Origin of the sequence: Trichocoleus sp. ST-U1 (assembly GCF_039961835.1) — a bacterium.
GTDB lineage: Bacteria > Cyanobacteriota > Cyanobacteriia > Cyanobacteriales > FACHB-T130 > FACHB-T130.
This window is the reverse complement of record NZ_JAMPJZ010000009.1, coordinates 20,592-32,602: the sequence shown is the minus strand read 5'-3', so window position 1 is coordinate 32,602 and position 12,011 is coordinate 20,592. Positions and strand designations below refer to the sequence as shown.

Below are 12,011 nucleotides of genomic sequence, written 5' to 3'. Positions count from 1 at the left end.
TTAACGAAGACCTAGTGCGTCAGAAACTATTTTCAAGAGATGAAAGTAAAAGTTACTTTCTAGAGGGCGAAATAGCTCGAAGGGGCTACCAGGATTGCCAAAAAAGGGTCTGAGCGTCCATCCTAGTTGGCTTCCGACAAAGCCATATAACACTAACCAGCCTCGAATCATCGCCGTGCGGTTACTTGGCTTGTCAGAATCTTTCTCGTTGATATATATCAGGCTTCGATAAAAAACATTAATCCCAATCAAACCTGTAATGGTAAAGACCAGTACATTCAAGAGTTTAAAAAATTGATAATCGTTAATGGAAAGACGAAAAAACAGGGTGATTGGTGCAAAACTGAAAAGCATTACCCCAATGATTGACATTGAAGCTAATAGTAAAACCAGGTATTGTCCAAAGCTGCGCCTAGAGCCTGAAATTACATCAAAGAAATATAAATTAGGTAAACAAACAGCTAGAGTGATTAAATATAAGGCTGGTAGCTTAATGGCTGAAGCAACCATTTGCAATCCGCCACTAAACGAGCCGATGATTGCTCCATAAAGTGCAAAAAAGACTGAACTACTAATTAACAAGGAAACAATTTTGGTTTCAATTCTTATCCCTTTACTAATCTCTTCCAGAAATTCCTGGCGATCGCGCAAAAAGTACATTAGGATTGCGAAGTGATTCATGACATCTTCTCCTATCAATTCAGGTATCGCTCTACGGATCTCTCAGGCACCTGCCTCAAAGTTGTGGGGATATACCCAAAATTTGTTACAAAACTTTACAAAAACCGTGAAGAGCGAAGATGGTTTGGATAGGCTGACCCGACAGCAAGAGGAGAGAATCTTACTTAATTCCCTGCTATGAACGAACGGGATGAGCGGCTAGGCAAACTAATTGAAGCAGTCCGTCAGCATCCATCTGGGAGCCTTAGCTGGCGAAAAGCGATGAATCAGCTGTTGATAGAAATTCAGCAATTGCCAGGATTGGCGAGGTCCGCTCACCCGGATTACTTGGAAGCTTTGGATGATACATTGCTGAAATTGGCTGATGAAATACACGAATTTGAACCCAGACAGCCTTCTTTAGAGAAGAGTTTGGTGGCTTGGATTAACCTGAAATTACGCCTGAAATATGAAGTGCGCGACTTGCATTCCTCCCAGCAGACTCGCGCCAAAAATCCCAAGAATCCTCAAGCGGAATTTCAAGAACAAGTGAGGAAACCACCCCTCTCGCTTGATGTTCCCTTGGGGGATGAGGGGAGTGAAACTTTTGGCGATCGCTTGGCGGCTTCAGTTCCCTGTACGCTTTTAGAAATAGAAGAACAAACCCGGCGAGAACAGAAACAGCGGAAAAATCAAAGAATTGGGGTTCAGCTAAAGCAATATATTGACCGAGATCCGGAAGGCAAACTTCGCCGTTGTCATCCCCAAGCTTATCCAGAGTGTAACTGCCAAATTCTCAGCCAGCGCCTGCTCTTAAAGTATCCACCCGACAAACTCGCTCTTGTAGCACGGGATCTCAACATTAATTACAACACCCTGAACTGGCATTGGAAAAACAAAGGACTCCCGCTTCTGCAAGCGATCGCTAGAAGTTTGGGCTATCAACCAAATGTAGAAGAAGACTTATGAACAGTATCGCACCCCCTTTTGTTAACGTTCCCCTCAGCGACACCGCCCATCAGATGGCGCGACAATTTGCACAAGAACAAGCAACTCCTGAAAAGGGGGTGCGGGTATATCTCAATACCCTAGCTGTCTGGGCGGTTCACCGCTATCTAAAATGGCTGAGATATGAACCGGATCTCGCCTCAAGCGACAGCTGGCATCCTGGTCTGCGAGCCATGTTTGATGTAGCGGATCTGGTGTTGCCTAACTTAGGTAGATTAGAGTGCCGTCCCGTCCTGCCTGGGGAGACATCTGTTATGCTACCGCCAGAAGTGATGCAAGATCGAGTTGGCTATGTGGCAGTTCAGTTTGGATCGCGTTCTACTCCCACAGAACCAGTCTACTTGCAGGAAGCACAGCTGATTGGATTTGCTCCCGCTGTTGCTACTATCGATCCGCCAGAGGAACTGCAACTTAATGACTTGCAATCTTTGGATGCACTGATTGAGTATCTAGATCAACTCGAATCATCACTGTCAGATGCACCCGACAAGACGCGATCGCAGCTAAACAACTGGTTACAAAATCTCTTCGAGTCTGGTTGGCAGACAGTTGAGCAAGTCTTGACGCCGCAAATGCCTCTTTTAGCATTACGCAGATCGACTGTGAGACGGGCAAAGCGGATCGAGTTGGAAACAAATGCAGTTGTTTTAATAGTCACTCTCCAGCCAGAAAACCAGGAAAGGTTGGGCATTCATCTGCAACTTTGTTCTGTCAATCCACAAATGGCGCTGCCACATCAACTGAAGTTGATGGTATTAACAGAATCTGGGGAGGTATTCAGAGAAATTACTGCTAGCGGAACTGACACCTTCATGCAATATGAATTCAGCGGACAAATGGGGGAACAATTTAGTGTTAAAGTAGCGTTAGGAGATATTAGCATCACAGAAGCCTTTGTCATCTAGGGATTTCTACATAATAAAGGTCTTGTATGAGTGGGTTTATAGTAGTTCTCAAATAACCCAGGTACAGTAGTAGGGGAGAATGAAAAATTTCTTAAATTAACACGTCAAAGTAAATAATAAGATTTAGGGTAACGGCTAACTGCCAGCTATTGAGTTGCTTCAAGTGAGAACAGCACGTACCAAATCTTTAATGGAGGGCAAGCGTGAAACGCATCGTTGAATTTCCTGTAGAGGGGGGCGATTCCATTCTTATAGAAGTGGATCAGCCTAGCGATGATCGCATCGGTTTGGGTGACGACATCGTAGAAAAAGCCCAAAAGACCTTTGAATCTGCCCTCGATACCATCAAGCCAGTAGCCAGTACCATTATTAACAAGGTGCGGAGTTTGAATGAGCCGGCTAGTGAAGTTGAGGTTAAGTTTGGCATTAAAATGACGGCTGAACTTGGAGCCGTAATTGCATCAGGAAAGGGTGAAGTTAACTACGAAATTACCCTGAAGTGGAAGCAAGAGCCTATAAATGGCGGTACCGCTTGAGTTATCGGTTGTCAGGATTTACTCGAAATCGGGAAAGGTTATTGGTGCTGGCTTTTTAGTCTCCTCCAAGCACGTTCTCACCTGCGCTCATGTGGTGACAGATGCGCTAGGCATTCCCCGCACCATTCAAGAACAGCCCGATGGTGTCATCAATTTGGACTTCCCGCTCTTGGCTGCTAAACAGATGTTGGCAGCTAAAATCATTTTCTGGCGACCTGTCAATCCCAATGAGGCGTTTGAAGATATTGCAGGATTGGAGTTAGAAACTGCTCTCCCAGACACCGCTCAACCTGCACAATTGGTCACGTCAGAGGATTTGTGGGGGCATCCGTTCCGCGTTTTGGGGTTTCCAGCAGGTCAGCCGAATGGGGTTTCAGCCTCTGGCGTGTTGCGCTCCCGGATTGCAAACAATTGGGTGCAGCTAGAGGATGTGAAACAACCAGGTTATCGCTTAGAACCGGGTTTCAGCGGTGCGCCTGTGTGGGATGAAGAGTTACAGGGTGTGGCAGGAATGGCTGTCGCGGCAGAAATGAACCGAGCAGACGTAAAAGCCGCGTTTATTATTCCTACCAGGATTCTAGTAAACGCTTGGTCTGATTTGGACGAACAAGCTATTCCCTCTTGTCCTTACCGGGGATTGTTTGCGTTTCGGGAGCAAGATGCTAAGTTCTTTTTCGGTCGCGAGACGTTCACAGAACAGCTAGTAGCTGTTGTGCAAAGACAGCCATTGGTAGCAGTGATTGGTTCTTCAGGCAGCGGTAAGTCTTCGGTAGTGTTTGCAGGTTTTGTACCTCAACTGCGACAGCAAGGGGATTGGCTAATTAACTCATTCCGTCCAGGAGAGCGTCCTTTCCGTAATCTTGCCGCTGCATTGGTTCCGCTGCTGGAAACCCAGATGAGCGAAACGGATCAATTGGCTGAAATTAACAAGCTGGCGAAAACGCTTCGGCTGGGAGACGTAACGTTGCAAGATGTAGTGAAGCGCATTCTGGAGAAAAACTCAAGCACCCGCCTGTTGTTGGTAGCAGATCAGTTTGAGGAACTCTACACCCTGTGCCGGGATGTCGAGGAACGCCAGGGATTTCTGGAGCAATTCCTGGAAGCATTTAACATCTTGAACTTCACCTTTGTCCTCGCCCTGCGAGCTGACTTTCTGGGATACGCCCTCTCTTACCGTCCCTTTGCTGATGCCTTGCAGAATGCTGACGTGAAACTTGCCCCGATGAATCGTCAGGAACTGCAAGATGCGATAGCAAAGCCTGCCCAGTTGTTGGGGGTGCGGATTGAGTCGGGGCTAACGGAGCGCATTTTAGAAGCAGTAGAGAAGGAACCAGGGAATTTGCCGTTGCTGGAGTTTGCCCTAACGCTACTGTGGGCAAAACAGAGAAATGGACAGTTGACTCATCAGGCTTATGAGGATATCGGTGGCGTCGAGAAGGCGCTGGCTGGGTACGCCGAGGCGGTGTATAGCAGGCTAAGTGAGGTAGACAGGCAGGTTGCTCAGTGGGTGTTCGTCCAGTTGGTGTGTCCGGGGGCAGGGACTGAGGACACCCGACGGTTGGCTACCCGTGATGAGGTAGGGGAAGATAAGTGGGATTTGGTGAGGCGTTTGGCTGATGCCCGTCTAGTTGTGACTGGGTGGGATGAGGGTGCTGGTAAAGAAACGGTGGAGATTGTCCATGAAGCGCTGATTCGGCAATGGGGACGGCTGCGCGGATGGATGGAGAGCGATCGCACTTTCCGCTCTTGGCAAGAGCGGTTGCGGACTGTGATGCGTCAATGGGAAAGTACAGGTCAAGATGAAGCCGTTTTGCTGCGCGGGACACTGCTGGCGGAGGCTGAAGCTTGGCAGCAGAAACGTTCAGACGAGCTGAGTGAAGCTGAGCGGGACTTCATATTGCTGAGTTTGGCTCTGCGGGACAAGGAGAAAGATGAGCGTGAACAAAGGCAACAGCGAGAACTGGAACTAGAGCGGCTAGCGCGACAACAGCTGCGATGGCTTGTTGCAGCCCTCAGCACAATTGTTATTGGTACTACAAGTGTACTCGCCTATCCTTATGTACTGAGCTATGTACTGAGCCGGATAGCAGCAGGAGCTATGAAAGATATCCGTGGTGGCATCGCCACCATTGGCACAAATGATCCCCTAGCCCCATCTCAAGAAAGGCCGAAACAGCACATCCGCCTTGCAGCTTTTCAAATTGAGCAGTATGAGGTTTCTAACCGCCAATACCGATTTTGCGTACAGGCGGGGAAATGCTCTCCCCCAGCAACAGAGCCATCTCGCTACTATAATGACGGCCAGTTACACTACCCAATTGTAGGAATTACAGCAATTCAGGCTGCTGAGTACTGTAGATGGCTAGGCAGACGCTTGCCAACAGAACTAGAGTGGGAGGGAGCTGCACGCGGCTTTGAACCTAAAAGCAGGTTGTGGCCTTGGGGCAACACTCCCCCAACACGGCAACGTGCCAATATTCTTTCCGGAAATACCTCAAAGGAGATTGAACTTGTAAACAGCCATCCTGATGGTGTTACCCCCGAAGGTATTTACAATCTAGTAGGGAATGTCCGGGAATGGACTGCATCTTATTTTCCAGAGTATTCAAATTCCACCCAGCAGCAAGTTTGGGATGGTAATTTAAAAAACCTACTTCCTATGGCACTAGCTCAACGGGGAGGTAGTTGGACAGACGAAATGTACTCAATCACCACTAGAGTCCCTGCTCAAGCTGCGCCTGGTAGTGAATCAACTGGAGTGCGCTGTGCAAAATAAGAGAAAACTTAATGTAATCCTAAGCTAGTTATCCAATACACAGAAAAAAATGACTGAATTAATCTCACTTGAATTTTGTGCACCTAAACCTCGTTATTGTAGTGTTGCTAGGTTTGAAAATAGTAAAGGGCAGGAATTCTTGGTTCGAGTTAGTGGCTTAGATCGGCAAGCCGTGGAGCAGTATACCAAGAATCTAAATGTTTACTTTGAGATACTTCCGAGTGAGTCTATACTCACCCAGCCTGACACAATTAGCAAATCTGAAGAAGATACTGAACTAGCTTTGCTTGCCGGAGAAGCTCTAGACATAGAGGGGACTGTTGACCCACTATCAACCGATAGCATAGAGATGGTAGTAGAAGTAGCTAACGCTCAAAACATTGAACTACAAAATAGCTTTAATTTCAACATAAGAAATACTATTGAAGAAAGAGATATTGATGGAGGTAGTTCAGAGATTGTTGTTTCCAACAGTTCATTTCGTAGATTTGGAAAACCTAGGGTGGCGGTTCATGTAACTGCGGGTCAAGTTTTTGTCCAGCTTCTTCAGGGTTCTATAGAAGTAGCCTCGGCTGAAGTTTTAGCTAATGAAACAGGAGAGTTGATACCCGCTAACGATGTCAATTTAGGTACTCGCTTCTCTATCAAAGTCACTGGATTAGGTACTAGCAGAAGCGAATACAACATTACAGGTACTTGGCGAGTTTCATAAGACTCAAAAATCAGCACAAGTAAGCTCTATCTAAAGCGATCGCATTGGCACTCAGAAGTAGGGTATAACAGAATTAATTACGTTGGGAAAACGTGATTAACTTGAAAGCCAGCGCTGAATTTGGTCAGCGTTAGCACATTTATTTTTAATTCAACTTCAAAAGGATAGACACGGCTAACATTAGATGTAATTGGCAAAATTGTTACTGTGGTGGCGGCGCGGTTATTAGTATCATTGCTGACTATTAGCACCGGACGACGTTTAGCCATCTCAGAACCAACCGCAGGGCTGAGATTAGCATAGTAAATTTCACCACGTTTCATCACTCAAGCCATCCGCAATTGTTACATCCCAAGTTGGGTCAATTTCTTGTGATGCTTGTCGGTAAGCCTCCTCAAGTGCTTTCTGTTGGAGTTCTTGTAGTAGTCGTCCTTGGTAGATGTCTTGCTGTTGTTCAAGGAGTTTGACACCTGCAAGGATGACCTCGATCGCACTATTGTATTTGCCACTGATGAGTTGGCGCTGCACAAGGGCTTCAATTTCAGGTGGTAGGACGATTTGCATGGTGTTTGCACAGAGGAGTTTTGGCTCTATTGTAGGCGATCGCTTCTCCCACCACTTCTTGAAGTCCACCGGCATCAAGGAGCGATCACCAAAATGTAGGCAATCTATTTGCACAACAAGTGCCTACATTGCCCCCACTTTTAAAGCATCCTCTAATCTCGCTGGAATAGGCGCTCTCCCCTAGTCTCTTCTGGGCGAGGTTTAAGACTATATTAGTGCTGTAGCAGTTTAATCCCTGAGAGTCCCGAAAGCAGGCAGCGATGGAAAAGTTAGTCATCCTGGATATCGATGGTGACTTGCATCTGGGAGCCGTAGCAACGCTGGAAATTCGGGGAGAAGGCAACCATGCTGTTACCACCCGTGCCAAAGGTAAATTGCCTCCAGCAAACGAGTTGGTGGAACAATACGAACACTGGCAGTCTCTCTATCGCAGTTTGTCGTTCCTGTTTCGCTTGGAAGAAAGAGGAGGACAAATTACCCAGGGTTCTCCAAAAGATTTACTTGAGGCTTGCCGCCAATCAGCTCAAACCTTAGCAGATAGTTTGGCCATTTGGCTCAAAGCTGAGTCTTTTCGCCCGATTCGAGAAAAATTACTCGAAAAATTATTACCAACCGATACAGTGCGGTTGATTCTGCAAATAGAAGACAGCCAACTGCGACGACTCCCTTGGCATTTATGGGATTTTTTCGAGCGTTACCCCAAGGCAGAAGTAGCGCTGGGAGCAACTGCTTACGAACGGGTAGAAACTGACGCACCATTACGGGAAAAACCCAGAATTTTAGCGATTTTGGGGAATGGGAATGGGATTGATATTGAAGCAGACCGACAGTTGCTTTCAGGTTTACTTGATGATGCAGAAATTGTCTTTTTAGTAGAACCGCAACGCCGCCAGTTATACCAACAACTTTGGGACTCATCTGGGTGGGATATCTTATTTTTTGCCGGACATAGTTCCAGCCTTGCTTGTGGCGAAACGGGTGAGATTGAAATTAATGGTAGCGATCGCTTATCCATCACCGAGTTAACCTATGCTCTGAAAAGAGCAATAGAACGCGGCTTACAACTGGCAGTTTTCAACTCCTGCGATGGACTAGGCTTAGCACGTTCCCTCGAAAGCCTCCACATTCCCCAAATCGTCGTCATGCGGGAACCAGTCCCTGACTTGGTTGCTCAGGAATTTCTCAAGTATTTTCTCGCCGCTTTTTCTAGGGGTGAGTCTTTTTATACCTCTGTGCGAGAAGCACGAGAACAGCTGCAAGCTTTAGAGGATCGATGTCCTTGCGCCAGTTGGTTGCCAGTAATATGCCAAAATCCCACAGCGGTGCCTATAATTTGGCAAGGATTACATGATAGAGGAAAAGGGTCTCTTGAGGGGTACGGACACGGCAGTGCCGTGCCCGTACAAACTGGGCAAGATTTCCCCTGTCCCTATCGGGGTTTGTCTGCATTTCAAGAAGCCGATGCACCGTTTTTCTTTGGCAGGGAGGTTTTCACTGAGAAACTGTTGAAAGCGGTATATAATCAGCCACTCGTTGCTACGATTGGCCCTTCCGGTAGCGGTAAATCTTCCGCAGTCTTTGCAGGCTTAATTCCACGTTTGCGTCAGATAGAAAACTGGCTAATTGTTAGCTTTCGTCCGGGGAATCGTCCTTTTTTAAAACTGGCAGAACAACTGATTCCCCTATTAGAACCGCAGTTGCGTGAAACAGATCGTTTGGTTGAAATCAACAAACTAGCAACAGCAATTCAGCAGGGTGACTTGCCATTAATCGCTGTGTTAGAGCGAATTCTAGATAAAACTCCCACAACTGACCATCTGCTTTTATTTGCCGATCAGTTTGAGGAATTGTACGCGCTTTGTCAGGAAGCTGAAATCCGTCAACGCTTTCAAGATGAATTATTAACTGCTGTCAACCAGATACCCAGTTTTACCCTAATTCTCACTTTACGAGCAGATTTCTGCGAATACGCACTTTCTTATCATCCCTTTGCCTCTGCGTTGCAGCGCTTCCCCCCAGAATTTTTAGGGCAAATGAGCCGCTTAGAACTGCAAGCAGCGATCGCAAAACCAGCCCAAAATTTAGGCGTACAGATCGAGGAAGGATTGCGATCGCGCATACTAGATGCCGTTAGCTGCGAACCCGGTTCTCTGCCTTTGCTGGAGTTTGCCCTGACCTTGCTGTGGGAACAACAATGCAACGGTATCCTCACTCATGCTGCTTATGATGCCATTGGGGGCGTCGAACAAGCACTCGCTAGTTATGCCGAACAGGTGTATGCAGCACTCAAATCGGAAGAACAGCAACAGGCAAAGCGTATCTTTCTCCAATTAGTGCATCCCGGTGAAGGCACCGCCGATACTCGCCGCATCGCCACCCGTACCGACGTAGGACAAGACAATTGGAACTTAGTTACGCGCTTAGCAGATGCACGTTTGGTTGTCACCAGACAAGATGAAGCAACAAGCGTTGAAACTGTCGAAATCGTCCATGAAGCGCTGATTCGAGAGTGGCAACGCTTGCGCCAGTGGCTAGAAGATAACCGCAGCTTCCGGACTTGGCAGGAGCGATTGCGGATAGCTTTGCGACAATGGGATAGCCAGCAAGATGAGGGGGTACTGTGGCGAGGTGCGCCGTTATTAGAAGCTCAACATTGGTACGCCGAACGTTCAGCGGATCTGAGTTCAACGGAGCAAACTTTTATACAGGCAAGTTTGGCTCTGCAAGCACGAGAGCAGAGAGTACGCGATCGCCAACGAAGACAAGTTATCCTGGGACTCACGAGCGGTTTGATAGGACTAGGATTGCTAGTGGGAATTGCCACAAAGCAATGGCAGCGAGCTGAAACGGGTGAAATCGATGCCCAACTCAATGCTTTAAGTGCTTCCTCAGATGAACTCCTAGCCTCAAATAAAGAACTAGAAGCATTGCTGGAAAGTTTAAAGGCAGGTAGACAGCTACAACAATCTATCGAAGCCAAACCCGATACCCGCATTCGAGTGGTAACGGTTCTACAGCAAGCCGTCTACGGCGTCAGAGAGTATAACCGTCTGGAGGGACATCAAAGAACGGTCATTAGCCTCAGTTTTAGCCCGGATGGTCAAACCATCGCGTCTGCGAGTGATGACGGGACAGTGAAACTTTGGCAACCGAATGGCACGCTGTTGAGGACGCTGGAGGGACATCGAGACAAGGTAAAAAGCGTCAGCTTCAGTCCAGACAGCCAAATGGTGGCTTCTGCAAGTTATGACAAAACGGTGAAACTCTGGCACCGGGACGGTACACTCATAACTACTCTCAAAGGGCACGCTGGCAAAGTCAATAGCGTTGCTTTTAGCCCAGATGGTCAGTTTCTCGCCTCTGCCAGTGCGGATAAAACGGTGAAACTTTGGCGGCGGAACGGCAGCCTAATTGTCACCTTAAAGGGTCATCGCTCTTGGGTAACAAGTATTCACTTCAGCCCAGATAGCCAAACCTTAGCGACAGCTAGCACCGACAAAACAATTAGACTGTGGCACCGCAATGGTAAATTGCTAGGGATTTTAAAAGGGCACACCGCTTCAGTCAATAGCGTCAGTTTCAGCCCCGACGGTCAGACTTTGGCTTCTGCTAGTGCAGATACTACAGTGAAACTCTGGCGTCAGAATCGGAGTCTGGGAGGTTTTGAAACTCGTCCCTACAGAACTTTCACCGAACACAAGGATCTCGTTTGGGCGGTTAATTTTAGCCCAGACGGTCAAACTTTGGCTTCTGCCGGTGCGGACAAAACGGTGCAACTTTGGCGTCTGGATGGCACGCTTGTTTCTACTCTCAAAGGACACAGCGCTTCGATTTACAGTGTGAGTTTCAGCCCCGATGGTCAGAGTTTGGCTTCTGCCAGCGCCGATACTACAGTTAAACTTTGGCACCCTAACGCTGAGAAACTTCCCACTTTGCAGAAGCATGATTCTGAGGTGCGGGGTGTAAGTTTTAGCCCAGATGGTCAGACTTTGGTTTCTGCCAGCGCCGACAAAACAGTGAGGCTTTGGCATCAAGACGGGAAGCTGCTAAAAACTCTCAAAGGACACAATGGGGAGATTTACAGCATCAGTTTTAGCCCGGATGGACAGACGTTTGCTTCAGCGAGTGCTGACAAAACGATAAAATTGTGGCACAAAGACGGCACGCTTCTGAAGACCTTCCAGGGACATACTGCTAGTGTCTTGAGTGTCCGTTTCAGTCCAGATGGTCAGACTTTAGCCTCAGCGAGTGCCGACAGAACTGTGAAACTCTGGAATCGGGATGGAACTCTACTGGATACCTTGATCGGCCATCAGGAATCGGTAACAAGCGTGAGTTTCAGCCCGGATGGACAGACTTTAGCTTCTGTGAGTGCTGACGAAACGGTGAAGCTTTGGCATAACGGAAGTTTGCTCAGCACTCTACCGGGACATAGTGCTGGTATCTTAGATGTCAGCTTCAGTCCCAATGGTAGTACCTTCGCTTCTGCCAGTGCTGATGGAATCGTAAAACTTTGGAGCAACGGTCAGTTGCTCAAAACCTTAACCGGACATACCAATCGAGTCAATAGCATCAGCTTCAGCCCGAATGGTCAAACTCTCGCTTCTGCCAGTTCTGACGGAACGGTGAAACTCTGGAGCCTGAGTGGGAAATTGCTCAAAACCTTACGTGGGCATACTGATAGCGTTTTGGGGATAAGTTTTAGCCCAGATGGTCAAACAATCGCTTCAGCTAGTAGCGATCGCACAATTATTTTATGGAATTTGGATCTGGATGCCCTACTGGTTCTAAACTGTGCCTGGATGCGGGACTATCTGCAAACACAAAGCCTGTCGATTTGCCAGTAAAGT

General features: G+C 47.5%; 9 protein-coding genes and 1 pseudogene. 7 read left to right on the top strand and 3 right to left on the bottom strand.

Features of this window, described 5'->3' with window-relative positions:
• Complete coding sequence (locus NDA06_RS05520; RefSeq protein ID WP_190437145.1) at window positions 1-681, bottom strand: actin-binding WH2 domain-containing protein; 681 nt, start codon at window positions 679-681, stop codon at window positions 1-3.
• Here NDA06_RS05520 and NDA06_RS05515 point away from each other — a divergent pair.
• From NDA06_RS05515 to NDA06_RS05490, 6 genes are all read left to right on the top strand, one after another.
• A complete protein-coding gene (locus NDA06_RS05515; protein ID WP_190667003.1) occupies window positions 680-862 on the top strand; it encodes a hypothetical protein in 183 nt (60 codons plus the stop codon). The two genes, NDA06_RS05520 and NDA06_RS05515, sit on opposite strands and share 2 nt — an antisense overlap.
• On the top strand, window positions 859-1,629 hold the full coding sequence (locus NDA06_RS05510; RefSeq protein ID WP_190985006.1) for a hypothetical protein: 771 nt from the start codon (window positions 859-861) through the stop codon (window positions 1,627-1,629). The genes NDA06_RS05515 and NDA06_RS05510 overlap by 4 nt, the downstream gene beginning before the upstream one ends.
• Window positions 1,626-2,573, top strand: coding sequence for a DUF1822 family protein (locus NDA06_RS05505; protein WP_190985005.1), 948 nt, complete (start codon window positions 1,626-1,628; stop codon window positions 2,571-2,573). Before NDA06_RS05510 ends, NDA06_RS05505 begins: the two co-directional genes overlap by 4 nt.
• A gap of 203 nt (window positions 2,574-2,776) precedes the next feature.
• Complete coding sequence (locus NDA06_RS05500) at window positions 2,777-3,109, top strand: CU044_2847 family protein (RefSeq protein ID WP_190985004.1); 333 nt, start codon at window positions 2,777-2,779, stop codon at window positions 3,107-3,109.
• Window positions 3,093-5,885 carry an SUMF1/EgtB/PvdO family nonheme iron enzyme gene (locus tag NDA06_RS05495; RefSeq protein ID WP_190985003.1) on the top strand — a complete coding sequence of 931 codons (2,793 nt, stop codon included), beginning with the start codon at window positions 3,093-3,095 and terminating at the stop codon, window positions 5,883-5,885. Before NDA06_RS05500 ends, NDA06_RS05495 begins: the two co-directional genes overlap by 17 nt.
• Window positions 5,886-5,934: 49 nt before the next feature.
• Window positions 5,935-6,597, top strand: coding sequence for a hypothetical protein (locus tag NDA06_RS05490; RefSeq protein WP_190985002.1), 663 nt, complete (start codon window positions 5,935-5,937; stop codon window positions 6,595-6,597).
• 152 nt (window positions 6,598-6,749) lie between these two features.
• Here NDA06_RS05490 and NDA06_RS05485 read toward each other — a convergent pair.
• Together NDA06_RS05485 and NDA06_RS05480 are read right to left on the bottom strand one after the other, a co-directional pair.
• Window positions 6,750-6,920 (bottom strand): annotated as a pseudogene (locus NDA06_RS05485) (type II toxin-antitoxin system PemK/MazF family toxin); the annotation flags it as partial.
• Window positions 6,907-7,161 carry a type II toxin-antitoxin system ParD family antitoxin gene (locus tag NDA06_RS05480; protein ID WP_190985039.1) on the bottom strand — a complete coding sequence of 85 codons (255 nt, stop codon included), beginning with the start codon at window positions 7,159-7,161 and terminating at the stop codon, window positions 6,907-6,909. The pseudogene NDA06_RS05485 and the gene NDA06_RS05480, both read right to left, overlap by 14 nt.
• Before the next feature lie 260 nt (window positions 7,162-7,421).
• On the opposite strand from NDA06_RS05480, the gene NDA06_RS05475 reads away from it, so the two are divergent.
• Window positions 7,422-12,008 carry a CHAT domain-containing protein gene (locus NDA06_RS05475; protein WP_190985001.1) on the top strand — a complete coding sequence of 1,529 codons (4,587 nt, stop codon included), beginning with the start codon at window positions 7,422-7,424 and terminating at the stop codon, window positions 12,006-12,008.
• Window positions 12,009-12,011 lie beyond the last annotated feature (3 nt).